This window comes from Bradyrhizobium sp. HKCCYLS2038 (genome assembly GCF_051167655.1).
In the GTDB taxonomy this organism is placed as follows: Bacteria; Pseudomonadota; Alphaproteobacteria; order Rhizobiales; family Xanthobacteraceae; genus Bradyrhizobium.
The window spans coordinates 883446-908623 of record NZ_JBNPTM010000002.1; the positions used below are offsets into that span (position 1 = coordinate 883446).

The 25178-nt window shown below is 67.0% G+C and carries 19 protein-coding genes; 7 read left to right on the plus strand and 12 right to left on the minus strand.

What is annotated here, in order from left to right; all coding sequences use genetic code 11:
- Positions 1–12: 12 nt before the first annotated feature.
- From flgK to ACQR1I_RS13255, 4 genes are all read right to left on the minus strand, one after another.
- Positions 13–1878: a flagellar hook-associated protein FlgK gene (flgK, locus tag ACQR1I_RS13240; RefSeq protein ID WP_434865028.1), complete on the minus strand. Its 1866-nt coding sequence runs from the start codon at positions 1876–1878 to the stop codon at positions 13–15.
- Between the two features lie 43 nt (positions 1879–1921).
- On the minus strand, positions 1922–3724 hold the full coding sequence (locus ACQR1I_RS13245; RefSeq protein WP_434865029.1) for a flagellar hook-basal body complex protein: 1803 nt from the start codon (positions 3722–3724) through the stop codon (positions 1922–1924).
- Between the two features lie 300 nt (positions 3725–4024).
- Positions 4025–4528 (minus strand): peptide-methionine (R)-S-oxide reductase MsrB, encoded by a 504-nt coding sequence (gene msrB, locus ACQR1I_RS13250; protein WP_434865030.1) that lies wholly within the window; start codon positions 4526–4528, stop codon positions 4025–4027.
- A 95-nt stretch (positions 4529–4623) separates the two neighbouring features.
- Complete coding sequence (locus tag ACQR1I_RS13255) at positions 4624–6060, minus strand: NAD(P)/FAD-dependent oxidoreductase (protein WP_434865031.1); 1437 nt, start codon at positions 6058–6060, stop codon at positions 4624–4626.
- Positions 6061–6165: 105 nt separating this feature from the next.
- Here ACQR1I_RS13255 and ACQR1I_RS13260 point away from each other — a divergent pair, with 105 nt between their 5' ends.
- Both ACQR1I_RS13260 and ACQR1I_RS13265 read left to right on the plus strand, forming a co-directional pair.
- Positions 6166–6708, plus strand: a complete 543-nt coding sequence (locus ACQR1I_RS13260) for a SixA phosphatase family protein (protein WP_434865032.1) — start codon at positions 6166–6168, stop codon at positions 6706–6708.
- A gap of 53 nt (positions 6709–6761) precedes the next feature.
- Positions 6762–7187, plus strand: coding sequence for a universal stress protein (locus ACQR1I_RS13265; protein WP_434865033.1), 426 nt, complete (start codon positions 6762–6764; stop codon positions 7185–7187).
- A gap of 194 nt (positions 7188–7381) precedes the next feature.
- On the opposite strand, the gene ACQR1I_RS13270 is transcribed toward ACQR1I_RS13265, so the two are convergent.
- Both ACQR1I_RS13270 and ACQR1I_RS13275 read right to left on the minus strand, forming a co-directional pair.
- The gene (locus ACQR1I_RS13270; protein WP_434865034.1) at positions 7382–7969 is read right to left on the minus strand and encodes a YdcF family protein; all 588 of its coding nucleotides are present in this window, start codon (positions 7967–7969) and stop codon (positions 7382–7384) included.
- A gap of 87 nt (positions 7970–8056) precedes the next feature.
- Entirely contained in the window at positions 8057–8647 is a 591-nt protein-coding gene (locus ACQR1I_RS13275) for a hypothetical protein (protein ID WP_434865138.1), read from the minus strand.
- A gap of 48 nt (positions 8648–8695) precedes the next feature.
- Here ACQR1I_RS13275 and ACQR1I_RS13280 point away from each other — a divergent pair, with 48 nt between their 5' ends.
- A complete protein-coding gene (locus ACQR1I_RS13280; RefSeq protein ID WP_434865035.1) occupies positions 8696–9139 on the plus strand; it encodes a hypothetical protein in 444 nt (147 codons plus the stop codon).
- Between the two features lie 3 nt (positions 9140–9142).
- Here the strand turns inward: ACQR1I_RS13280 and ACQR1I_RS13285 are convergent, their stop codons facing one another.
- Both ACQR1I_RS13285 and ACQR1I_RS13290 read right to left on the minus strand, forming a co-directional pair.
- Positions 9143–10555 carry an MFS transporter gene (locus tag ACQR1I_RS13285; RefSeq protein WP_434865036.1) on the minus strand — a complete coding sequence of 471 codons (1413 nt, stop codon included), beginning with the start codon at positions 10553–10555 and terminating at the stop codon, positions 9143–9145.
- Positions 10556–10724: 169 nt separating this feature from the next.
- Positions 10725–11231 carry a ferritin-like domain-containing protein gene (locus ACQR1I_RS13290; protein WP_434865037.1) on the minus strand — a complete coding sequence of 169 codons (507 nt, stop codon included), beginning with the start codon at positions 11229–11231 and terminating at the stop codon, positions 10725–10727.
- 387 nt (positions 11232–11618) lie between these two features.
- On the opposite strand from ACQR1I_RS13290, the gene ACQR1I_RS13295 reads away from it, so the two are divergent.
- Complete coding sequence (locus ACQR1I_RS13295; protein ID WP_434865038.1) at positions 11619–12710, plus strand: lysylphosphatidylglycerol synthase transmembrane domain-containing protein; 1092 nt, start codon at positions 11619–11621, stop codon at positions 12708–12710.
- A 94-nt stretch (positions 12711–12804) separates the two neighbouring features.
- Positions 12805–14748: a hypothetical protein gene (locus ACQR1I_RS13300; RefSeq protein ID WP_434865039.1), complete on the plus strand. Its 1944-nt coding sequence runs from the start codon at positions 12805–12807 to the stop codon at positions 14746–14748.
- A gap of 831 nt (positions 14749–15579) precedes the next feature.
- Here the strand turns inward: ACQR1I_RS13300 and ACQR1I_RS13305 are convergent.
- Positions 15580–16206 (minus strand): DUF2147 domain-containing protein, encoded by a 627-nt coding sequence (locus tag ACQR1I_RS13305; RefSeq protein ID WP_434865139.1) that lies wholly within the window; start codon positions 16204–16206, stop codon positions 15580–15582.
- A 171-nt stretch (positions 16207–16377) separates the two neighbouring features.
- Positions 16378–17406, minus strand: coding sequence for an NAD(P)/FAD-dependent oxidoreductase (locus tag ACQR1I_RS13310; RefSeq protein WP_434865040.1), 1029 nt, complete (start codon positions 17404–17406; stop codon positions 16378–16380).
- A 169-nt stretch (positions 17407–17575) separates the two neighbouring features.
- On the opposite strand from ACQR1I_RS13310, the gene ACQR1I_RS13315 reads away from it, so the two are divergent.
- Positions 17576–18040, plus strand: a complete 465-nt coding sequence (locus ACQR1I_RS13315) for an acyl-CoA thioesterase (RefSeq protein WP_434865041.1) — start codon at positions 17576–17578, stop codon at positions 18038–18040.
- Positions 18041–18093: 53 nt separating this feature from the next.
- Here the strand turns inward: ACQR1I_RS13315 and ACQR1I_RS13320 are convergent, their stop codons facing one another.
- Together ACQR1I_RS13320 and ACQR1I_RS13325 are read right to left on the minus strand one after the other, a co-directional pair.
- Entirely contained in the window at positions 18094–18414 is a 321-nt protein-coding gene (locus tag ACQR1I_RS13320) for a 2Fe-2S iron-sulfur cluster-binding protein (RefSeq protein ID WP_434865042.1), read from the minus strand.
- An 86-nt stretch (positions 18415–18500) separates the two neighbouring features.
- Positions 18501–18875, minus strand: a complete 375-nt coding sequence (locus ACQR1I_RS13325; protein ID WP_434865043.1) for an Hpt domain-containing protein — start codon at positions 18873–18875, stop codon at positions 18501–18503.
- A gap of 384 nt (positions 18876–19259) precedes the next feature.
- Between ACQR1I_RS13325 and ACQR1I_RS13330 the strand changes: the two genes are divergently transcribed.
- The gene (locus ACQR1I_RS13330) at positions 19260–24878 is read left to right on the plus strand and encodes a methyl-accepting chemotaxis protein (protein ID WP_434865044.1); all 5619 of its coding nucleotides are present in this window, start codon (positions 19260–19262) and stop codon (positions 24876–24878) included.
- The last annotated feature ends 300 nt before the right edge of the window (positions 24879–25178 follow it).

The following is a 25178-nucleotide window of genomic DNA, read 5'->3' on the forward strand; positions in this document are numbered from 1 at the left end:
CTGACACGCACCTTACTGAAAGGCCTGGAGCAGGCTCTGCATCATGCTCTGCACGACGGACATGATATGGGCATTGGCCGCGTAGGTGTTCTGGACCTGGATCAGGTTGGACATCTCGCTGTCCATGTTGACCCCGGCCGTGGCGTTGAATTTTTCCTTCAGCGTCGAGACGACGACGCTTTGGCCCTGGCTGAGCTGCGTCGCGAGCGTCGCGGCGCTGCCTTGCTGGCTGACGAACTGCTGCAGATAGCCCGACACGGTGCCCTGGAACGGCTGCGCCGGCGAGCCGAGCCCGGTCGTCGGCGAGTAGCTGAACGTCGCCGAGGTCAGTTGCGCAAAAATGAAGTCCGGCCGGGTCGCATCGCCCGCCGCCGTCTGCGGCGAGGTCGAATAGGTCGACAGCTTGGTCGCATCGTTGAGCAGCGCCGGATTGACGTTGAGCCGCCCGGCGAGTCCCGTCATCTGCGAGCCGGTCGAGGTGATCGCGCCGGTGTACAGCGCGCCGCCGTCGGTGAACACCGGCAGTTGCGCGTTGCCACTGGCGAGCGTCTGCACCGTGGTCGTGGTCGATGCCGCCTTCACCGTCGCCTGGCTGGTGCCGTCGTCGGTGATGCGCAGCGTCGTGCCGGAGGGATTGGCGAACTGCAGATGCGCCGACCCGAGCGCGCTATTGAGCTGCGAGACCACCGAGGCCATGCCGAGCGAGAAGTCGACGCCGACATAGGACGGATTGGCGCCGGTGGCGTTCTGCAGCGGCAGCGCGGCCGGGTCGTTGACGTTGACGATCTTGACCTGGCGCTGGACGTTGCTCGAATCCGTGTAGGTCAGGTTGATCGTGTTGCCGGCCAGGAGCCCTGTCGTCGAGACGTCGAAGCCGGCCGGCGGCCCGGTCACCGCGGTGCCGGCCGTGGTCTTGTCGGACAGCGCCGAAGCCATCGTCGCCGCGAGCTGGTCGACCTGGGTCTGCGCCTGCACCAGGGTCTGGTCACGCAGCTTGAGGTCGGCCGCGATCTGGCCCGAGTTCAAGAGATTGTTGGCGACGACATCGAGCGTGACGCCGTTGGAGAGCTTGATGTTGAGCTGCCCAACGCCGTTCTTGGTCGGGTTGCTGTTGTATTGCGAGGTGGCGTCGAGCGTGCCCGGCGAGGAGAAGGTGAACTGCGAGCTCAGGCCTGCACCGACCAGCTGCACGCCGGAATTGGTGAAGATGCTGACGCCGTTAGTCGAGTCCGACACGACGCGGATGTCGACAAATTTTGACAGCGTGTCGATCGCGTTGTCGCGCTGGTCCTGCAGCGTGGCGGTCAGCGGATCCGACGGGCTGAGGCCCTGCAGCTGCGTGTTCAGGGTGGCGATCTGCGAGATCGCGGCGTTGGCCTGAGTCGCCGAATCGCCGATGTCCTGCTCGACATTGGTGCGCAGGGTCTGGATGCCCTTGGTGGTCGCATTGAGCTGCTGCGCGAGGCCCTGCGCGGCCGACAGCGCCACCGACTGCGCCGACTGGTTGCTCGGATTGTTGGACAGCGACTGCAGCGCAGTCGTGAAGTTGTTGAGCGCCGTCTCCAGGGTGCCGCTGCCGCCGGGCGTGCCGTACACGCTCTGCAGCTGGGTCAGGATGTTGGCCATTTGATTGGCATAGGCTCCGCCCGAGGTCTCGGTGCGGAGCTGGTTCTGCACGAACAGGTCGAGCTGGCGATTGACGCCTGTCGTCATCACCGTCGAGCCGAAGCCGCCGCTGGCGACCTCGATCTGGTTCGGGTTCTGCGCGACGTAGCCAGGCGTGTTGGCGTTGGAGACGTTCGACGAGATGATCGACAGCGCCGCCTGCGTCGAGCGCAGGCCGGACATCGCGGTGGCGAGGGCTGAACTCAAACCCATGTTCGTTTGCCTTATGTCAATTCAACTGCCACGTGGCTGCGCGTCAGCGCAGCACGTTCAGAAGATCCTGCACCATGGAGTTGGCCGTGGTGATCACCTTGGTGTTGGCCGAATAGGCCTGCTGGGTGACGATCAACTTGGTGAACTCGTCGGCGATGTCGGTGTTGGAGCCCTCGAGCGAGCCGCCCGAGATCTTGCCGGAGGCGCCGATGATGGCCTGGCCGGACTGGTCGGTCGCCTCATAGGCGCCGCCGTCGAGCGCCTTCAGGTAGTTGGTGCCGTTGAAGTGCGACAAGGTCACCTGCGCCAAATTGATGGTCTGGCCGTTGGAGAACGTGCCGGTGACGATGCCGCTGTTGTTGACGGCGACCGACTGCAGCTGACCGGCGGCGAAGCCGTTCTGCGAGATGTTGTTGATCGTCGCCGAGCCGATCGTGCTGGCATATTGCGTCAGCCCGCCCGAGGAGATGTTGAGGCTGACGGTGCCCAGCGTGGTGCCGTCGACGACGACGTTCGGGATCGAGATGTTGGAGGTCGTCGGCGAGGTCAGCGAGCCGTCGGAGGCGAACTGGAAATTGGTGCCGACGTTCTGCCAGGCCACCGTCGAGCCGGTGGCGCTGGAGTTGGTCTGGTAGAACAGGTTCCAGGTGTCCTTGTGGCCGGTGCCGAGCGTCGCGCTATCGGTCTTGCCCCAGCGCAACTGCACGTTCACCGGCGTACCGGCCGCGTTGTAGGTCGTGACCGCGCCGCCGGAGATGGTCTCGTTGTTGAAGTTGGTGAGATCGTTGCCGATCACGATGCCTGTGCCGGCGCTGGAATTGCGCGCTAAGCTCAACGGCGACGTGAAGCCGAGCGCGGTGAAGCCTGTGGCTGCGCTGGTCAACGTCCAGTCCTCGCCGCTACCGGAATGCAGCGTGATCTGGCCACCCGTGATGGTCGGCTGCACGCCCGTCACAGCGCCGATCTTGGCGAGCAGCGTGCCGACGGAGTCGGTGATGTTGATCTGGTTGCCCGACGCACCGGAGGCAACGAAGGAGAAGGTGACGACGTCGCCGGCGCTGCCGGTCATCACGATCGTATCGCCCGTGGCGAAATTGGACGAGATCGAGTCGCCGCTGGCGCCGCTCAGCAATGTCGAGGTCGTGATCTGCGCCGGGACCTTGTTCTGAGCCGTGGTGCCGGTCACCGTCTTGTCGTAGTAGAAATTGGTACCGACCGGCAGCGGCACGTTGGACAGGTCGGCCGAGTTGAGGCCGCCGGCCGCGACCAGCGTGCCGGTCGCCGCATTGCCGCTGGCGCCGGTCTTGGGCTGGGTCGGCAGGTTGGCGGCGTATTGAATGGCGGTGGTCGCCTGCGCGGGCACGAAGTTGTTGGCGAACTGCAGCACCGTCGGCACGTTGCCGGTCGCGTTGCCGGTCTTGGCGTCGACCGCGACGCCCATCAGATAGTAGCCGGCGCCGTTGATCAGGTTGCCGTTGGCGTTGAGCTGGAAGTCGCCGCGGCGGGTGTAGTCGGTGACGCCGGTGAAGACCGGGACGTTGTCGACGACCGACGAGGCCTTCTGCACGTTGAAGAAGCCGTCGCCGTTGATCGCCATGTTGGTGGCGACCGAGGACGTCGAGACGGTGCCCTGGGTGGTGATGGTCGCCTTGGCGAAGGCGGTGACGCCGCCGGCGTTCTGCCGGGTCGGGTTGGTGGCGTTGGGAATGAGGTCTTCGAAGCTGGTGCCGATGCCCTTGTAGCCGGTGGTCGAGGCGTTCGCGATGTTGCCGGAAATGTTCTGCAGCGCGAATGATTGAGCGGACAGGCCGCTCACCGAGGTGTTCATCGCGTCGAAGATACCCATACCAATCTCTCCACATTGACCCTACGGCCGGTTCGCCCCGGACCGCGTTTTCGTGGAGAGCTGTCGCAATCGCCGTGCCAGATGTGAATTTGCTGCAAAATCAACGGCTTGAAAAATAACGACGTGAAAAAAGCGCTGGCAAAACTGGTGAACAATTGCCGAGCGGGCAGTTCTTGCCGGGCCGGCGCGTGCACCAGCGCCGCCCGGCACGGCTGCTGCGCGCAGATGCCGGCGCGTCGTGAAGACCCGCTTTTCAGGTCTTCAACGCACGCGCGCGGCAATCCAGGCGCAGATTTTTTCTCAGGTGGACGACGGATTGGCCGGATGGAACGCCAGCGACAATCCGTCCATGCAGTAGCGCAGTCCGGTCGGCTTGGGGCCGTCGTCGAACACGTGGCCGAGATGGCCGCCGCAGCGGCGGCAATGCACCTCGGTGCGGACCATGCCGTAGGTCTTGTCGTGGCGCGTGGCGACCGCATTGTCGAGCGGCTTGAAGAAGCTCGGCCAGCCAGTGCCGCTGTCGAATTTGGTCTCCGAGGAGAACAGCGGCAGGTCGCAGCCGGCACAGGCGAAGGTGCCCTTGCGGTGCTCCTTGAGCAGCGGGCTGGTCCAGGGCCGCTCGGTGCCCTCCTCGCGCAGGATTTCGTACTGCTCCGGCGTCAGCTTGGCGCGCCACTCCGCCTCGGTCTTCTCGATCTCGAACTTTTCGGCGGCGCGGGCCGGCGCGGAGCCGCCGAACCAGCGCAAGGCGGCGAAGCCGAACAGGCCGGCGGCAGTGGTGAACATCAGGCGGCGGTCGATCATGAACGTCTCCGTACGGCGATAGGGTTACCGGACTTACGGATGGGATCACGCGAAGTTACGTCGGGCGCGCTCCCATGGTCTCACTTTATTGCGAGCTAGGCGCCGCCCTCCCCGGCGTCGGGACGGCGGGTCAGGTCGGACGGCTGCGGCCGCAGCGGCAGCCGGGAGCCCGGGCGCTGGGCGCCCTGCCGCCGGGCCTCCGCGGCCCTGAGCTCACGGACGCGTTCCTGCGCCCGCGCCCGTTCGCGATGCCGCGCCAAGGTTCCGGCCGCAGCAGAGCGGCCGCGGACCCAGAGATTGACGACATGTCCGGCGACCCGGCCGCTGAGGCCGCCGGCCCACACCAGTTCGAACGGCGAGAACAGCTTCCAGCGGTCGTCGCCGGCCAGGATCGCCTGCGAGATCAATTGCCCGGCCATTGCCGAGGTGTTCATGCCCTGGCGGCCGAAGCCGCTCGCGACCCACAGGCCTTTGCGCAACTGTCCGATCTGCGGCATGCCGTGCACGGTCTGACCGGTGACGCCGCCGAAGGTCTCGGTGATCTCGACCCGGCCGAGCTGCGGGAACACGGTCCGGATCCGGCGCTGCAGGGCCGAGGCGAAGCCGCTCGGGCGGGCGTCCCAGGTGGTCTCCGGGCTCGCCCACATCAGCCGGTCGCCGTCGACGATGCGGAAATGGTCGATCCCGTCGGTGTCGTGGACCGAGCCTTTGAACGCGATCGCCTCGGCCAGACCATCACCGAGCGGCGCGGTAACGCCGCCATAGCGCCACACCGGCAGCAGCGTGTCCGACAGCTTCTGCAAGGGCGCGCCGAGATGGATGTTCCCCGCCAGCACGATGTGCGAGGCCCGCATCCGCGCCGACGGCGTCACGATGCGCTTGCGCACGCCCGACGCATCGATGCTGACCACCGGCGTATCCTCGAAGATCCGCGCCCCCGCCTTGCGCGCGAGCCGCGCCAGCGCGTGGACGTATTTGCGGCCGTCGAGCTGGAACGCGCGCGGGTAGTGCACGCCGTGGAAATAGCGGCTGGTCTTGAGCTCGGTGCGGACGCGCTCGACCTGCCAGCCCTCGACCTCGGTGCCGAAATCCTCGTGCAGCAGCTGCAGGCGCCGGATCAGGGCGTCGCCGGCATCGACGTTGGAGACCTCGAGCGCGCCGTCGCTCATGGCGATGCCCGGCATCGCCGCCTCGGTGGCCTGAGCCCGGATGAACTCGGCGCCCGACCAGGACAACGCCCACAGCGCCCGGGCCTGCTGCAGCCCGACGCGCTCGATCAGCTCCGGCAGAGCCAGGTCGAATCCGGGCAGCACCGTGCCGACCATGTGGCCGGAGGCGTTCCAGCCGACATGGCGGCCTTCCAGCACCGCAACGCTGGCGCCCTGCCGCGCCGCGCACAGCGCCGTCGTCAGTCCGGCCAGCCCCGCGCCGATGATGCAGACATCGACGTCGAGATCGAAAGTCAGCCGGATACGGTCGGCCGCAGCTGCGGCATCCGCGTCGTCGTTCACGCTTGTGGAAGTCTCGCTCATGGCGTTTTCTTAGCGAACCCTGTGCCGGACGTCATGACGCTTTTAATGGCGATAAAGAGACGTGGTACAGCCTGACACAGCCTGAACGATTCGAGACCGAATTCCATGCGCCGATTGATGCTGCTGCGCCACGCCAAGACCGAGACCGACGCGCCGTCAGGCCGCGACCAGGACCGCCGTCTCGACGAGCGTGGGCATCAGGATGCCGCAGAGATCGGCGACTTCATCGCCGGCCATCCGCTTGCGCCCGAGCTCGTGCTGGTGTCGACCGCGGTCCGGGCACAGCAGACCTGGGAGCTCGCCTGGGCGGCGATGCAGGACCGCGTCGCCGCGCCGCGGGTCGAGTCCGTTCCGGAGCTCTACGCCGCCGAGGCGATGCAGATCCTGCATCAGATCCGCCTCGCCGCGGCGCCTGATCCGAAAGTGCTGCTGGTGGTCGGTCACAATCCCGGCCTGCACGAGCTGGCGCTGGCGCTCACCGGCCAGGGCGATGCCGATGGCCGCCACGAGCTGGCGCGCAACATGCCCACGGCGGCGCTTGCCGTGCTCGACTTCGCCAGCGACGACTGGACCGACGTCAGCTTCACGCGCGGCGATCTCAGGATGTTCGTGACGCCGAAGCTGCTCAAGCACGGTTCGGTCGATTGACACGGCAGCCTGGCGCGGCGCGTAATGCGCTCGCGCAATCAGGAGGCCTCGCGATGTTCAAATCGATTCTCGTTCCGATCGATCTGGCCGACACCGACCTCGCCAAGCCGGCCATCGCGACCGCGGCGACGCTGGCGCAGACCTGGAGCGGCACGGTGCATCTCCTGAACGTCATGCCGATGACCCCGGTGATGCTCGCCGAATACGTTCCGGCCGATTTCGACGCCCAGCAGCGCGAGACCGCGGAGGAAGCGCTGTCGATCGTGGCGCGCGAATCCGGCATCCCGGCCGAGCGCATCAGCTACACGGTACGCCAGGGCGGCATCTATCACGAGATCCTGGAAGAAGCCGCCAAGGTCCATGCCGACCTGATCGTCATGACCTCGCACCGCCCGGCGATGCGGACGTACTTCCTCGGCAGCAACGCGGGGCACGTGGTGCGCTACGCGAAATGCTCGGTGCTGGTGGTCAGGCCGTGAGGCGCACGGACAGCCCCGCTGCGTAGGGTGGGCAAAGGCGCGCCCGGGAGATTCCTGTTAGTCTACGCAGTCTGCGCGCGCCGTGCCCACCATCATGCTGATGAGTTCGCTGATCCGCGGTGGGCACGCTGCCGCCTGGCGGCGGCCGCTTTGCCCACCCTACGCGACGAGGGGGAGGCCTGGAGCTTTCTGCATCACGGCCACTCCGCAATGAACCCCTTCGCCTTGTACGGCCCGATCTTGTCCCACTCGCTGAGGACGCGGCGGCGAAATTCGGGATGGGTGTGCCAGAGATGCCGCGGCACGCCGAAGCCGTCGACCGTCAGCAGCATCTTCTCCACCTGCGGCCAGTGCCGCTGCACCGTCATGGCATAGCGGCGTGCGGTCCAGCTGTTGCCGAGGCAGATCACGCTGCTGACATTGGCGAGGCCAAGAGCTGTGTCGATAACCGGCAGCGCGAACAGCACGTTCTCGCCGGTGTTTGTGGCGCGGTGCTCTTCGAGAATGCGCTCGGCCGGAATGCCGCGCCGGACCATGGCGGCCTTGATCAGCGTGCACTCCGAAAGATGCGCGCCCGGCGTGATGCCGCCGCTGACGATGGCGTGGCGAAAATAGCCCTGCTGCCAGAGCTTCACCGCGGTCTCGGCGCGCAGTTCCTCCTCGACACGGGTGCCGAACACGAACAGCAGATCGGCGGGACGCAGCGGGGTATCGGCGAAATGCCGCGCGGTGATCGCGGCGATCTCATCGGCCTCAGGCATGCGCAAGCTCCGATCCTGCATGATCCCTCTCCAACAACGGCCGTGCATCCTCGCATGATCGGCCGCTGCGCGCGGTCAATTTCGATCACCGACGATGTCGCCGCGTGATCACGGCAGCAGCTGGGCCGGAACGTCCGTGAATGTGTAGTTGCGCGGCTGGTTGCGGGTGATGAAGCCGCCGACATACCAGGCGAACAGCGCGGCGAAGCCGATCAGGAACAGCGCGCCGGACCATTCGCGGATGATCAGCGCCCGCACCAGCAGCCCGGCCATCGCCACCGCGAGCAATGCGACGATCGCGAGCGCTGCGCGATAGGTGAAGCGGCCGAGGCCCGCGGTGAGCCGCGCGGTGCTGCCGCTGGCGGCGAGCCGCGCGTGCAGCGCCACGATGAAGGCACGATAGGCCTCGCTCTGCGGCGCCATCAGGGTCGCAGTCTGCCAGGAGGTCGAGATGATGCTGAGGCGGCGGCCGTCGCGATGGGTGATGTCGGCGCGGAAGCGTTTCGCCTGCATCGACACCGGCCGGAACGACAGCCGGATCGCGGCAATGTCGGCGTAAGGCCACAGGCCGGTACGGCCGGCGAACCGCCACGACAGGCCCTGCTCCGTCAGCTCGAACGCCTGTGCCGCGCCGATCAGCGACGCCTTGTAGGCGTAGCGGATCGGGTCGGCGCCGGCTGTGGTGGTGGTCTCGGAAATGGATCGGTCCTGTTGCGTGAGGCGCGCGCCTTATCCTACAAACGGAGAATGAGCGAAACGATCTATTTTCCGCGGCGCCTGATCCTGGCCGGCGCCATGGCCGCCGGCGTGCTGCTGGCGCTCGCCGTGCACATGCTCGGCGCCCGCTACGGGCTCGATCTCGGCGGGCTGTGGCAGAGCCAAGGGCCAGCGGAAGGCGCCTTCATGCCGGCCGGCTCGGCGATCGCGTGGTGGCTGATCGCGACCGTCGGCTTCTCCTCGGGCTATTTCATCGCCAACATCATGCACAGCGCGGTGTCCGGCGAACTCCCGCAGCGCATGCGCAACTTCCTGGTCGTGGTCGGCGTGCTGATGCTGGCGGGCATCGGTCAGGCGATCTCGGGCCCGAGCCCCGGGCCCTCGGCGTCCGGCGTGCTGGCCGGCCTCGCCGCGCTGTGCCTCGGCGCCCTGATGGCGTTCTGCGGCGCCAATTTCGCGCTCCGCAAGACCTGACCGCTAGCGCGCGCCGCTGCCCGATCCGCCCGAGCGGATCACCGCCGCCGCGGCGAGCATCAAGCCTGCGGCGATGATCAGCGACAGCCGCAATCCGTGCATGAAGGCGCCGGCCTGTCCGATCAACGCTCCGAACAGCGCCACGCCCATGACGCTGCCGCTCTGCCGGGTCGCGTTCAGGACTCCCGCGGCGACGCCCGAGCGTGACCTCTCGACGCTGCCGAGCAGGGTCGAGGTCAGCGGCGGCACCATCAATCCGAGGCCGCAGCTCAGGCCGATCAGCTGCAGCGCAATGGCAGCATAAGGCGCGCCCGGTGCGGCCTGCAGCAGCGCCAGGCACGAGGCCGCCGACAGCGCGGCGCCGACCGCGATGGTGGTGCGCGGCCCGACCCGCTCGGCGATACGCGGCGCCAGCAGGTTGATGGGGAATACGACGCCGAACATTGGCAGGAAGGCCAGTCCCGTCGTGAACGGCGACATCCCGTCGACCTCCTGAAAGTACAGGCTGAGCACGAAGATCAGGCCATACATCGCCATGTTGGCGAGCAGCCCGACCAGGGCACAGCGCGCGAACAGGCGATTGCCGAACAGGGCCAGAGGCAGCATCGGCTGTCCGCCCCGGCCCTCCTGCCAGACGAACGCCGCGCCGGCGACGAGGGCCGTGGCGAGGCCGAGCATCACGCCCGCATCGCTCCAGCCACGCACGCCGGCCTCGATCACTGCCGCTGCCAGCGCGCCGAGTGCGGCCACCGCCGTGACCTGCCCCGGCAGGTCGAGCGCGCGCGCTGGCTGAACCGGCGTTTCCCGGGCGAAGGCCTTGGCCAACCCGAGCCCGACCAGGCCGATCGGCAGGTTGACGACGAAGATGGCGCGCCAGCCGACCAGCGCGATCAGCGCGCCGCCGACGAACGGCCCCGCGGTCAGCGCCAGGCTGGCGCCGGCGGCCCAGATGCCGACCGCCCGGCCCCGGGCCCTCGCATCCGGATAGGCATGGTTGAGCAGCGCCAGCGAGTTCGGCACCAGCAGCGCCGCCGCGAGGCCCTGGACGCCGCGCAGCGCCACCAGGCTGATCGCATCCGGCGCCAGGGCGCAGCCGAGCGAGGCCGCCGTAAACAGCGCAAACCCGGCGATGAAGACGCGCCTCGCGCCGAGACGGTCGCCGAGCGCGCCCGCCGTCAGGATGAAGGCGGCAAAGGCGATGGTGTAGGCATTCACCACCCATTGCAGCTCGGCGACATCGCCGCCGAGCGCGGTACGGATGCTTTCCAGCGCGGTGTTGACGATCGTGATGTCGAGCTGGACGACGCCGAAGCCCAGGCTCATCGCCGCCAGCGTCAGCGCGCCCCGCAGACGCGAGGGGGAAGCGAATGGCGCGTCTGAGATCGGTGCGACGGCCGTTGATGAAGAGAGCTTCATGCCGGACCTCCTGTCGAGGCAACGGTCCGATCTTACCCTGTCATGTCACAATGATGCTTCGGTATCGATCGAAGTGTGAGATGAGCGTCGGTGCCTAGGCTTTGCTGCCCTGCTCTCCCCAAGCAAAACGCCGCGCGGGGCGCGGCGTTTTGTCTCATGGCTGCTGACGTCAGGAGGCCGCGCGCAGATTGACGCTGGTCTCGGCGAGCTTGGTCAGCTTCATGTCGGTCGCCTTCTCCTCGTCGAGCGTCTTCTGCAGCACCGCGGCGCAGTCGCTGCGGCCGAGCTGCTTGGCCCAGGCGACGAGGCTGCCGTAGCGGGTGATCTCGTAATGCTCGGCGGCCTGGCCGGCATTGATCAACGCCGCGTCCAGCACGGTCTTGTCGGCGACTTCGCCGGCGACCTCCTCGGCCTCCTCGATGATGCCGTCGATCGCCGGGCAATCGACCGCCTTCGGCGCGATGCCGTGCATTTCGAACACCTGCTCCAGCCGCTTCACATGCGTGCGGGTTTCCTCGAGATGGGTCAGAAAGCCCTGCTTCAGCTGCTGATCGGTCGCCTTGTCTGCCATTTTCGGCAGCGCTTTGACGAGCTGGTTCTCGGCGTAATAGATGTCCTGCAGCTGATGAACGAACAGATCGTTCATCGTCTTGATGTCCTTGGTGAACAGTCCCATTTGCCTGACGTCCTCTGGTTCGGAACACGGCACCCCGCCCGACCGGCCGTGACCATGTTCGCTTGCGCCCGCGGGCGGCTAACCGGTTGATACGGAGGTTGTTCCGGCGCCATTGGACGCACCAGCCGGAACCAAGGCTGTCGAGATCGAACCGTTCAGGTAACCATTGGGACCAAACCAAGGCGGCCGCATTCCCTCGGCCATGTGATTGGCCATGTGACTGGAGTGTGACAGACCCGCGAAGCGAAGTCGGAGCTGCGTTGTGTCAAGGACTGCACAAAGCGCGCGTTTTAGCTTAAGGAACAGGCTATCAAGGATTGCCCGCCCACATCGTTCAATGGTTTCGCCCTTCTTCAAAGATTTGATGCCGCCCCGCCGGGAGGATGAATGCAAGGCCTGCTGACCACGCTGTCGCGTGGCTTCAAGAAATGGATCGGCTGGAAGCGGCTGGGGATTGCAGCGAGCCTTGCGATCATCGCCTTCGCGATCACCACGCTCGTGCGCACCCTCAAGGGTGTCGACGCCGGCGTCATCCTGACCGCGCTGACCGAGATTCCGCCCGGTCACATTGCGCTCGCGGCCTTGTGTGTGGTCGGCGCGTTCTGCACGCTGACGTTCTACGACTATTTTGCGCTGCGAACGATTGGCAAGAAACACGTGCCCTATCGCATCGCCGCGATGAGCGCCTTCACCAGCTATTCGATCGGCCACAACGTCGGCGCCACGGTGTTCACCGGCGGCGCCATCCGGTTCCGGATCTATTCGGACTATGGCCTGTCGGCGATCGACGTCGCCAAGATCTGCTTCCTGTCGGGACTGACCTTCTGGCTCGGCAACCTGTTCGTGCTCGGCATCGGCATGACCCTGCATCCGGCCGCGGCCTCGTCGATGGACCAGCTGCCCCCGGCGATCAATCAGCTGATCGCGATCGGCATCCTCGGGGCGATCTTCGCCTATCTCGGTTGGCTGACCGCCGGCAAGAACCGGCGCCAGCTCGGCCAGAACGGCTGGAAGGTGGTGCTGCCCTCGGCCCAGCTCACGCTGGTGCAGATCCTGATCGGCGTCGTCGATCTCGGCTTCTGCGCGCTTGCGATGTACCTGCTGGTGCCGTCGAACCCGCCGATCGACTTTTTGTCGCTGTCGGTGGTGTTCATCCTTGCCACCCTGCTCGGCTTCGCCAGTCACGCGCCCGGCAGCCTCGGCGTGTTCGACGCCGCCATGCTGGTGGCGCTGCCGCAGTTCGGCCGCGAGCAGCTGCTCGCTACCCTGCTGGTGTTCCGCGTGCTGTATTTCGTGATCCCGTTCGCGATTGCGATCTCGATCATGGGAACCAGGGAAATCTGGCTCAGCGTCGTCAAGCCGTGGCAGGAGCGGCGCCGGCTGCAGGCGGCGGTCTCCGACGAGATCGCCGCCAAGCGCGCGGCAGCGACCGCGCCCGCCGCCGTCCCGCAGCGGATCAAGCGACACTCGCAGGGTTGATCCGTAGGCCTTGCACGAGAGTTTGCGAGCGGCGCGGTTGACCTTCCGCGCTGCACTCTTATTTCCGCCCCATGGCTGACGTGAATCCTGGCGCATGAACCGAATGTCCCTTCGTCCGATGCTTGCCGCCTGCGTGCTGGCCGGCCTGCTCGCCCCTTTCGCCACCCGCCCGGCCGCCGCGCAGCTCGGCGCTTCGCAGCTGCAGATCACCTGGGAGGTGCGCAACCGCTTCCGGCTGTTCCGCGAAGAGCGCGACTTCCTGCTGCATGCCGAGACCACGCGCGACCGCTCCATCCTCGCCGCCGAGCAGGCTCTCGCGATCCAGAGCGACGGCCGCGGCTGGGCGCGCAACATCGTCAACCGGCTGTGCATCGACCTCACCGGCCGCGTCAACGAGCCGTGCACCCGCGACAACGTCAAGGAAAGCTATCTGACGCCGATCGATCATCCGGTCTCCGTGCGCCTGACCGGGCCGGTGCCGGTGGGCGCCACCTGCGCCTGGTCGTTCGACGATGGCGACGGGCCGCAGACCTCGACCTTCGACTGCGCCGAGCCGGTCAATCTGCGCGTCCGCTACGGACGCCAGACCGTCGCCACCGTCGACGTCACCAGCGCCGAGGGCACCCAGCGGGCTCAGACCGGCATCCAGGTCCGGGACGTCTTCATCGCGGGTCTCGGCGACAGCATCGCCGCGGGGGAAGGCAACCCCGACCGTCCCGTCGCGCTGGCAGACGACGGCTTCTGCTTCCGCTCCTATCTCGGCGGCGCCTCTGGACAATATTACCGGCCAAGCCGCGCCGGCTTCAAGGGCGGCCGCGCCTGCGAGGCGCCGGACACGCTGCAGAACTGGCAGAAGCACAGCGCCGTCTGGATGAACGCGGCCTGTCATCGCTCGCTCTACAGCTATCAGACCCGCACCGCGCTGGCGCTGGCCGTGCGCTATCCGCACGTTGCGGTCACCTATCTGCCGCTCGCCTGCACCGGAGCGACCATCGCCGACGGCCTGTTCGGCAGCCAGCGTGCCCGCGAATGCGCGCCGGGGCGTTCGATCACGACCTGCGCCGGCGGCGTCAACGGCCAGCTCGGCGAGCTGCGCGAGGCGCTGACGGCCGCGAAGCGCCGGCAGCCGGATCGCCGGCTCGACCTGGTGCTGCTGTCGATCGGCGCCAACGACATCAACTTCTCCGGCCTAGTCGCCGACGTCATCGTCGACACGCCGACCGAGCGCACGCTGTTCAAGCGCTCCGGCGTGATCGGCTCGGTCGAGGAGTCGCGCGGCGAGCTGGCGCGCGACCTGCCGCAGGGCTTCGTCAAGCTGCGCGAGGCGCTCAAGCCGCTGGTCGGCGATCTCGCGCGCGTCATCTACACCTCCTATGGCAACCCGGCGCTGAGCGGCCCGGGCACGCCCTGCCCCGGCGGTCCGGCCGGCTTCGAGGTGCACCCCTCCTTCACCGCCAATCCGCAGCGGCTCGCCAATGTCGCGGGCTTCGTCGAGAACGAGTTTCTGCCGGCGCTGCGCGGGCTCGCGCAATGCACCGCAGGCGTGCTGTGCCGCGACCCGCGCACCGATCGCATGAGCTTCGTCGATGCACACCAGCCGGCCTTCGCGCAGCACGGCTTCTGCGCCCGCTCCGCGCAGGATCCCGCGTTCGACCGCGAGTGCTTCGCGGCCGACGGCAAGAGCTTCGATCCGAACATCGTCTCCGCCGCCAACGAGCCGCTGCTGTGTGGCCGCGGCGCCAGCGAATATCGCCCCTATCTGCCGCGCGCCCGCTGGATCCGCGACGCCAACGACAGCTACTTCTCGGCGATGACCTATCCGCAGGGCCTGCCGGCGGCAATGCAGCCGGCCGATATTCACGACGCAGGCTGGGGCGTGCTGTCGGCGGTCTATGGCGGCGCCGTACACCCGACCGCCGAAGGCCACGCCGCGATGGCCGATGCGGCCTTTCCGGCCGCCGCGCAGGTGCTCAGCCTCGACGCGGTTGAAGGCAACGTTACCAGCCAGCCGCTGCCGTCGAATGGGGGCCTGGAGTAGCCGCGTTACCGCAGCGTCCCCTCCGCCCGCAGAGCTACGCATCTCCGATCGGAGATTTGCGCGTGCCTCTCTCCGCGTCGTCATGGCCGGGCTTGTCCCGGGCATGACGGAGTAACAAAGTCGCGGGATCTTGAGTGGCGGGAGCTTCGTATTTTCATAGAGCACAGCCCCCCTCCGCCTCGGACCCGAGTCGCCCGTCGGGCATCGGTCAACGCAATCGCGCAGGGTGTCGGCGGCGCCTGGGCGCCATTCGGCAAAGACGAAATTCGTCAACCAGATCAGGCCGAACGCACCGTCCAGCCAAGCCGAGCGAATTTATTCGTTTCTTTTTTCCAGAAACCATGCTCTCTTGAGCCATCCCGTGCTCATGAGAGGGGCGGTTCGCGGTCGTCACGAGCGTGGAGTGCGGGATGCGATGGGCGCCATCGGTCGCAGCGTGATCTGATCATGCCGACGAACGACCGGGGCGCACGGTGAAGTCGTCACGGTCCTGGCATCCCGACGCTGATGCCAAGCTCGCGACAACGCTTTGGCGTTGCGCGGGTGACGGGGGCAAGACAGCCGGTCCCCGGGGAGAGGACGTATAAGCCGTCAAACATCGCGCAGGGAATGCCGGTTGATCGGCTTTGCCTGTGGTTCCTGCCGCCTGCATTTTTTTCGCAGGCGGGCCATGGGTGAGGCTCTCACCCGGCATTCCCTGCGCCCTCTCACTTCCAGAGGGCGGCAAGTCCTGCACAGCTCGGACGCCACGCGCCGCGAGATCGCGACATCATGTCTATCACAATGAGAACGTATCGTCAGCGCTTCGGCGACGACGTCAGCGCCGAACAACTACTTCACCGCCGGCGGCGGCGGCTTCTTCGTCATCGGCGGCGGAGCCTGCTTGGTCGCGGGACGCGCTGTCGCCGGGACCGGTGCCGGCGGCGGCAGATATTTGGCGAGGATCGCCGGATCGATCTCCGCCATGCTGGTATCCGGCAGACGCGTCCAGGTCTCGTCCTTGCCGAACAGCGAGATGCCGAGATAGCCGTGCAGGATCAGCGACTGGCCGTCCGGCGTGACCCGCATGTTGGCCTTCCAGATGTTGCCGTCGCGCGGGTTGAGCACGTTGCCGCCTTCGTATTTCAGGCCCTCACGCTTCATGTCGCGTACGAAGGAGATGCCGAGCACCGGCGCATTCTTGCGATCGTCGGTGCACTTCGAGCAGACCTCGTTCGGATTGTCGGTCGGACGCGGAAACGTCTTGGCGATCACGCCCTCGAACACGCCATCATGATCGATGAAGAGAAACCAGCCGACCGGCCTGCCGTCCTCGACCTTCTGCCACAGCCCGGCCGCGGTCGGCTCCGCCGCAAGCGCAGGCCGCGTCAGCAGCGCGCCGGCAACGACGAGCGCGCCGATCGCGAGCGTCGTCGCACCAGACATCAGCCGAAGCCGGGGAAGAAACGCATTGCGCATCATCGTCTCACCTTGACCAATCCACAAATCGAAAGGCCGCACAGTACGGCGGTTTCGAAGACCGTTCCAGCCCATAACAGGTCTCGCGCGCCGGTGAAACCAGCGCGCGCAGGAAACATTTCTTCACATTTGAGTTGGCTGGACGATCTCGGGTTCCCCGCCGCGAAGCAATTAGTTCACGCCGAGCTTCTTCTGCAGGCTCGACGACGAGGTCGTGTACTGGAACACCAGCCGCTTCTCCGGATAGACGTAGCGGTGCGCCTTCTGCGCCATCAGCGCACCCTCGTGGAAGCCGCACAAAATCAGCTTGATCTTGCCCGGATAGGTATTGATGTCGCCGATCGCGAAGATGCCGGGCACCGAGGTCTCGAATGCCGAGGTCTCGACCGGAATGAGATTGTGCTCGAGCGCGAGGCCCCACTCGGCGACCGGGCCGAGCTTCATCGTCAACCCGAAGAACGGCAGCATCATCTCGCAGGGGATGGTCTCGACAGCGTTATCATTGCCCTTGATGGTCGCTGCGGAGAGCTGGCCATTGGCGCCTTCGAGCGCAGTGACTTGGCCGATGCGCAGGTCCATTTTGCCGCCTGCGACAAGCGCGCGCATCTGTTCGACGCTATGCGGCGCGGCGCGGAAGTCGTCGCGGCGGTGGATCAGCGTGATGCGCTTCGCCAGCGGATGCAGATTGAGCGTCCAGTCGAGCGCGGAATCGCCGCCGCCGACGATGACGACATGCTTGTCGCGGAACTGCTCCATCTTGCGCACGGCATAGAACACCGAGGTGCCCTCATAGGCCTCGATGCCCGGCACCGGCGGACGCTTCGGCTGGAACGAGCCGCCGCCGGCGGCGATCACCACGATCTTGCACTCGAACACCTTGCCGGCATCCGTGGTCACACGGAAACCGGGGTCGCCGATCTTCTCCACCTTCTCGACCATCTCACCGAGATGGAAGGTCGGGCTGAACGGCTTGATCTGCTCCATCAGCTGGTCGGTGAGGCCCTGCCCCGTGACCATCGGCACGCCGGGAATGTCGTAGATCGGCTTCTCCGGATAGAGCTCGGCGCACTGCCCGCCGACCTTGTCGAGGATGTCGATCAGATGCGCCTTGATGTCGAGCAGCCCCAGTTCAAACACGGCAAACAGTCCGCACGGGCCCGCGCCAATAATCAGCACATCGGTCTTGATCGCTTCGCTCATGTCGCTCTTCTCGTTGGAGGCGCCGCTCGGAAGATGGCGGCAGATGGCGGTTCCGAATTTGTAGCCAACGGGGCGGTCGCAGGGAAGGCACAAAAGCCGCCCCTCGCCCGGCTTGCAGCCGCCGGTCTAGCGGGGTTTGAAGAGGTGATGAAATGATGGAGATCAATCGGTGACAGAGACGGCCCGCCGCGACCAGAGCCCCGTTCTGGAGGACTTCCCCTACCGCCTCACGGACAATGTGCGCTTTGGCGACCTCGATCCGAACCAGCACGTCAACAATGCGGTCTATGCGACGTATTTCGAGACCGGACGGGTGACGCTGATGAAGGATCCGCGCCATGGCCTGACGCAGGAGGGGCTGGCCTGGATCATGGTGCGGCTCGACATGCACTTTCGCGCCGAGCTGCGCTGGCCAGGCGGAATCGAGCTCGGATTGGGGGTCGTCAAGCTCGGGCGGACGTCGGTGACGTCAGAGCAGGTCGTGTTCTCCGACGGCCGCTGCGTGGCCTCGGCGACCGCGGTGATGGTGCTGATCGACGAGGTGACGCGCAGGCCGGCGGCGCTGACGCCGAAGCTGATCGACGCGCTGCAGCCCTGGACCCGGCGCGGCATAGCGCTGATGCCCTCTGCATGAGCGCTGCGTCGATCATCCGGCACCGTTGCCGCCACGGCCGCGGCGCGACGCGCTCAGGCCTGGCGCTCGGGGGTGGAGACCACGAGCCCGTTGAGCTCGTCGGACACCTTGATCTGGCAGGACAGACGCGAGTTCGGCCGCACGTCGTAGCCGAAATCGAGCATGTCCTCTTCCATCGGGGTCGGCGGGCCGACCTTCTCGCGCCAGGCTTCGTCGACATAGACATGGCAGGTCGCGCAGGCGCAGGCGCCGCCGCACTCGGCCTCGATGCCGGGGATGGCGTTGCGGATGGCCGCTTCCATCACGGTCGCGCCGTTTTCGATCTCAACGGTTCGGGATTCGCCGGTATGGTCGACAAAGGTGATCTTGGCCATGTGCGCTCGTACTGCGGAGGGAATGAGGTCGGGCTGTCCTATAACGGACCGCTCCGCTCCGCGCTAGTGGCGCCGGCGCCGTGCCGTCAGGCCGCGCCGATCATGTCCGCGATCGCCGCGCGCGCCTGCGCCACGGCGGTCCCGAGCCAGGCCAAGGCGTCGGCCGGATCCCCGTCGCGCAGCGCCGCCTCGAGCCCTTCGGCCGCGTCGGCGACATCCAGCGCCCCGATCGCGCGGGCTGCCCCCTTGAGGGTGTGGACCACCGAAGCCGTGTCCTCGGGCATCACCTGCAGCCGTTCCAGCAGGCGGACAGCCTGGCTGGAGAACATGCCGAGGACCTCGCGCTCCAGCTCGGCATCGCCGAGCGTCATGTGGCGCAGCAGATCCAGGCTGATCGGCCCGTCATCGGGCACCAGCGGCGGCGAGGGCATCCATTCGATCCGTTCCAGGTCGGGAATCATGACGGCAATCCGGTGCGGTGGGCGCAGCTGGCGCCCGTGTGGTGAGCCAAGCACAGCAATGGTTAATGCTTTGTTACCGCCCCATTTGCCGCAGGTTTGCCGCGATTCTGACCCGTCTCCGCCCCAATCGCGACCGAAACCGGAATTCGCAGAACTTCTAGTGTGTTAACGACGGCTGCTGTTAACGATGATTAAGAATCTCTTAACCACGGCCATTTCTTTCAACAGGCACAGTCAATAGGATGAGCCCCGGATGGAGTGGGCCACCAGACGGAATTTGCCACCGCCGGTGCCTGCGGAGGATGACATTCGGTTCGAGCGCTTCGAGAGGGTACTCGTACGCGGCTCGCCGGATCGGAAATAAGACGAGGGCTCGGATTCAACATGGCGAACACCCCCAAAAAGGTCAAAGACCCGACTGAAGTCGCGCTGTCCGCCATTCAGGAGGCTTTGAACATCAGTGATTCGACCGTGCCCGGGGATCCGCCGGGCTCGGTCCACGCTGACGGGGTGCCGCCGGTCATGCCGACCGGCCCGTCGGGCTACGATCAGTTCGACCCCCGCGTGAGCGCCGATCGCGGCAGCCTGGACGACATCGAGCCGCCTCCGCTTGCCGTTCGCCGTCCCGCCAATGACGACCGCGAGACGATCGGCCAGCTCCTGCAGGCGATCCAGAAGGGACGGCCGTCCCGCGGCGTCTATACGCTGGCGACGGCCTTCGCCGGCATCTGGATCGTCGGCTGCGCGCTGATCACGATCGGCTTCCTGCCGGCCCTGCAGGCCGTGGTCGGACAGAGCGGCGGCGTGCTGGTGCTCGCCGGCCTCGCCGCGGTGTTCTTCGCGCCGGTGCTGCTGTTCTATTTCCTCGCCAGCCTCGCCTGGCGCGGCCAGGAGCTGCGCATGATCGCGCAGTCGATGGCGCAGGTCGCGATCCGCTTCTCCGATCCGGAGAACGCCGCCAGCGATTCCATCGTGACCGTCGGCCAGGCGATCCGCCGCGAGGTCGCGGCCATGGGCGACGGCGTCGAGCGTGCGATCGCGCGCGCCGGCGAGCTCGAAACCCTCGTCGCCAACGAGGTCGCGGCGCTCGAGCGCGCCTATAGCGACAACGAGGTGCGCATCCGCGCCCTGCTCCAGGACATCGCCCACCAGCGCGACAACCTGGTCGGCCAGGCCGAGCAGGTCCGCAGCGCCATTTCCGGAGTGCAGATCGACCTGCGCCACGACATCGCGCTGATCTCGGACGCGATCGCCTCGCGCGTCGACGAGGTCGCCAAGAGCATCACCGGCGCGCTCGAGGAGCGCGGCGCCCATATCACGGCCGCCCTCAGCAATGCCGGTGACAACATGATCCTCGCGCTCGGCGAGCGCGGCGGCGACCTGCTGGACCGGCTCGAAGAGGCCAGCGCCGAGACCACCCGCGCGGTGCTCGACGCCTCCGAGCGGCTGACCACCAGCCTCAATTTCAAGACCGGCCACGTCCACGACGAGTTCGCCGATCTGTCGGACCGCGTCCACGAGATGCTCAACGAGCGTATCGACCGCATCACCAGCGAGTTCGAACAGCGCACGGCGAGCATCGTCGACGGCATCTCGGTGCGCACCGAGCAGTTCCACGATTCGCTCAAGGCTTCCGGCGACTCGCTGCTGCTGGAACTCGAGCTGCGCGGCGGCGATCTCGTCACCAAGATCGACGAGGCCAGCCAGCGCCTCTCCGGTCACATCGTGACGTCGGGCGAGAAGGCGAGCGAGTCGCTGGATGCGACCGTCAACACGCTGGTGGCCAAGGTCGTCAGCCAGACCGAGAGCACCCACGATACGCTGTCGCTGCAGATCAGCGCCTTCGACGAGCTGGTGAAGAACCAGGGCACCGAGCTCGCCGAGCGCTTCGCGCGCGACAGCTCGACCCTGGGCGCGCTGATCACCCGCCACATCACCGAGTTCGACCGCACGGTGAAGACCTATGGCGGCGAGATCGTCGAGCGCATGGGCCAGCGGACCCAGGAGATCTCGGACAATCTCAAGACCTATGTCGATAATTTCGACACCCGGCTGTCGTCCAACAGCGGTGAGATCACGGCGACGCTCGACCAGCGGCTCAATCAGTTCGAGACCAATCTGCAGACGCGCATCAGCACGTTCGATTCCTCGCTGGATTCGAAGATCAAGACGTTCGACGACACCGTCGAGGGGCGCCTGAAGACGCTGGAAGAGAACTTCGACGGCCGCGCGACCTCGGTCACGTCGACCATCGAGGGCCGGCTCGGTACGCTGTCGAACTCACTGACAGACGGCGCGGCCCAGGTGCTGCACGCCATCGACTCGCGGCTGACGGTGCTGACGTCCTCGCTGACCGACGGCTCGGCGCAGGCGATCCAGTCGATCGACTCTCGCCTCAACATCCTGACCTCCTCGCTCACCGAGGGCACCGACAAGGCGCTGGAGGCGATCGATCAGCGTATCGTCAGCCTGTCGAACATCATCGACGGCCGCAGCTTCGAGCTGACCGAGGCCGTGACCGCCCGCTTCCAGGACATCCACCAGGGCATCGAGACGCGCGTCGGCTCGATCGCAACCGAGATCGACCATCGCGTGTCGCAGTTCGAGGACCTGCTCGGCTCGCGCGTCGAGGCCGTGGCCGGCCGCATCGAGAGCAGCGGCCGCCAGGCCAGCGACGAACTGATGACCCGCGCCGAGCTGCTGTCCGCCAGCATCAAGTCGCATGTCGAGGACGCCGAGCGCTCGCTCACCAGCCTCGTCGTCAACACCAGCGAGACCATTCAGACCGGCGCCCGCACGGCGCAGGAGGCGCTGCTGAACGTCTCGACCGACGTCGGCTCGCAGCTGAGAACGACCTCGACCGAGGTCGAGCGCGCCCTCGCCGGCGCCAGCAGCAGTGCTGCCAATGCGATCCTGTCGAGCGCACGCGAGGCCCAGGCCACGCTGCTGACCGCCTCCGGCGAAACCTCGACCCAGGTCAAGTCGCTGTCCGCGGACGTCGAGCGCACGCTGACCGCGGCAGGCTCGGCGACGGCAGCCTCGATCCTGGCCGGCGCCCGCGAAGTCCAGAGCACGCTGGTGTCGGCGTCCTCCGACGCCGCCGAGCACGTCAAGTCGCTCGCATCCGACGTGCAGCGCACGCTGATGAGCGTTGGGACCTCCACGGCCGAGTCCATCACCTCGGGCGCCCGCGAGGCGCAGGCCACCCTGCTCGCCGCCTCCGAGGAGGCCGCCAGCCAGGTCAAGATGCTCACCGTAGACGTCCAGCGCTCGCTGTCGATCGCCGGCACCACGACGGCCGAGACCATCACCAGCGGCGCCCGCGAGGCGCAGACGACGCTGATCAGCGCGTCCTCGGAAGCGGCCAACCACGTCAAGACGCTGGCAGCCGACGTCGAGCGCACGCTCGCCGCAGTCGGCTCCAACACGGCGGCGACCATCGTCGACAGCGCTCGCGACGTGCAGTCCAAGCTCGTCTCCGCCTCGACCGAGGCGGCCGACCACGTCAAGTCGCTGGCCATCGACGTCGAGCGCACGCTCGCTGCGGTCGGCACCACCACCGCGACCGTGATCATCGACAGCGCCCGTGACGTCCAGTCCAAGCTCATCTCGGCCTCGACCGAGGCGGCGGACCACGTCAAGTCGCTCGCCGTCGACGTCGAGCGCACCCTGGCGGCCGTGGGCTCCGATACGGCCACCTCGATCCTCAACAGCGCACGCCAGGCGCAGATGTCTCTGACCGCGACCTCGGCCGACACTGCGGCATCGCTGGTCGGCAGCGCCCGCGAGGCCCAGACCATCCTGACCTCGACCACGACCGAGACGGTGGCGGTCATCGTCGGCGGCGCCCGCGAGGCGCAGAACCTGCTGACCGCGACCTCGACCGACACCGCCGGCCAGCTCAAGGCGATCTCGTCGGAGATCGAGCGCTCGATCAACACCGTCGCTGCCAACACCACCGATGCGATCCAGAGCAGCGCACTGAATGCGCAGAGCGCGCTGGTCGCCGCCTCCAACGAGGTCTCCACCCGGGTGAAGTCGACCTCGACCGAGATCGAGCGCTCGGTGCTCGCCGCGGGCAATTCGTTCGGCTCGGCCATGACCGGCAAGACCGACGAGATCGTGACCTATGTGCAGCAGCAGACCGAGCGGCTGTCGCAGATCCTCGACAGCAAGCGCGGCACCCTGGTCGAGACGCTGACGTCGAAGACCAACCAGCTCACCATCGAGGTCGATCGCGTCACCTCGGACGCGTTGAAGTCGATCGAGGTGCGCGGCCAAGCGTTCGCCCAGGCCGTGAGCGGCAACGGCTCGGACGTGGCGCGCAACATCACCTCGGCCGGCGAACTCGCGACGACAGCGATCGGCAAGTCGCTGAAGGAGCTGGAGCAGGCTTCGCGCGCAGCGATCGAGCAGTCGCGCCAGGTGTCGGTCGCGGCCGTCACCGAGATGCAGGAAACCAGCAAGATCCTGCGCACCGACACGGTCGCCCTGTTCGAGCGGCTGCGTGAAGGCAACATCCTGCTGCAGGAGGTGCTGACCGGCGCCCACGACAACCTCAATTCGCTGGAGCGCGCCCTCGTCACCCGCGTCGCCGATTTCGTCACGGCGATGAACGACGTCACCTCGCGCAACGGCACCGCGACGCAGACCCTGGAAGACCAGCTCAGCGTCTTCAACGTGAAGACGACGAAGGCGCTGGACGACCTCAACTCGCTGTCCGGCCAGTTCGACGCCCACGGCAAAGCCCTGATCGAGGCGGCCGCGATCGTCGAGCAGAGCAACCGCGATGCGACGGTCTCCATCTCCGAGCGCAAGACGACGCTGGAGTCGCTGGTCACCACGATCGACCTGCGCACCGCGGATCTCGACCAGCGCCTGTCGCGCTTCACGACGCTGCTCGACGAGTCGCTCGCGGCGGCCGAGGAGCGCGCGCGCGACATCGCCCGCGTCGTGGCCGAAACCGCCGGCGCCGGCTCGACCGCGATCAGCCGCCAGTTCGAGGCCATCCGCAACAATGCCGAGGAAGAGCGCCGCCTGACCACCTCGACGATGCAGGAGATCTACCAGCAGAGCACGCAGGAAGCCGACGCGATGTTCAAGCAGTCCGCGGAGAAGTTCGCGGCGCTGGTGTCGAGCATGAAGCAGATGGCGGCCGAGATGCACCGCGAGCTCGAAGCCACTCGCGGCGAGCTGCGCCGGGGCGTGCTGGAGATGCCGCAGGAGGCAGCCGAGAGCACCGCGCAGATGCGCAAGGTCATCGTCGACCAGATCGAGGCGCTGGCAGAGCTGAACCGCATCGTGGCGCATCACGGCCGCGGACTGGACGTGGTCAGCACGGCCCGTCCTGCCGCGGTCGCGGCACCGGCCGCGGTCGTCCGCCAGGAAGAGCCGGTCGTGGCCGCCGCCGTCGGCGGTCGTCCCGAGATGCGCATGCGCGAGCCGAGCGCGACCAGCGTCACCAATCTGCCGCCGCCGGATCTCGGCATGCAGCCGCCGGCACCGCCTCCGCCGCAGCCGCGTCGGGTCGAGGCACCGCCGATGGGGCCGGTCGCCGATCAGCGCAGCGACAACTGGCTGTCCGACCTGCTCAACCGGGCCGACAACAGCACCGCCGGGCAGGCTCAGGCTGCACGTGGCCGTGGAGCGGCGCCGCAGCAGCCGGGCAATCCGCTGGAGTCGCTGTCGCTCGACATCGCCCGCCTGATGGACCGCAATCTCGCGGCCGAGATGTGGGACCGTTATCAGCGCGGCGAGACCAAGGCGTTCTCCAAGCGCCTGTACACGCCGGCCGGTCAGAAGGCGTTCGACGAGGTGGCCCGCAAGTACCGCGCCGACCGCACCTTCAAGCAGACGGTCGACCGCTACATCACCGAGTTCGAGCGGCTGCTCGACGAGGTCGCCCGCGACGACCGCAACCCGCAGGCGCTGCGCAACCAGCTGACCTCGGAGACCGGCCTCGTCTACACCCTGCTCGCCCATGCCGCCGGACGGCTGGCGTGATGGGAGAGACGACTAGCGAGTAGCGAATGGCGCGTAGCCAACCTGTGATCGACAAACAAACGGAGGCCGCAAGGCCTCCGTTTCGCTTTTGGAGATGCAATGAAGCGTCTTCGGCTTTGCCGGCTTCAGCCTGGCGTCCGCGCGATCATCTGGCCCGGCTTGGAGAGACCTACGCGATCCCGCGTTCCACGTCGCCCAGGATGCGCACGTTCACTTGCCTCTCACCAGACGACGAGGGTGCTGAACGAGTGGCCAGGAGCGTGCAGCAGCCGAGCGCACGTCCCCTACTCGCTACTCCCA